Genomic DNA, 251 nt, shown 5'->3' on the forward strand with positions numbered 1-251 from the left:
CAAAAGTCCTCTAAAATAAAAGAGATTGTCGAAAATCGTTCTGGGATTTTCGACAATCTCTTCTTTGGTTTTAAAAAACAAGTATAATTGGTAACTCTTGCCACCAATTTCCTGATATTCATCGCTATCAAGGCAATTCCTACTTCCTTTTTAACTTTTTTGAGGCCTCTAACCATAAATCTTTTGAAGCCTAAACAAGCCTTCAATCCGCCAAAAACTGATTCGACATCAATTTTACGTTGTCCATAAAT

General features: G+C 34.3%; 1 protein-coding gene. It reads right to left on the bottom strand.

Going from position 1 to position 251, the window contains the following annotated elements; translation table 11 throughout:
- A partial coding sequence (locus FD50_RS04900) for a transposase (RefSeq protein ID WP_187328404.1) occupies window positions 1-251 on the bottom strand: 251 nt, incomplete at both ends.

This window comes from Liquorilactobacillus satsumensis DSM 16230 = JCM 12392 (assembly GCF_001435195.1).
Taxonomy (GTDB): Bacteria; Bacillota; Bacilli; order Lactobacillales; family Lactobacillaceae; genus Liquorilactobacillus; species Liquorilactobacillus satsumensis.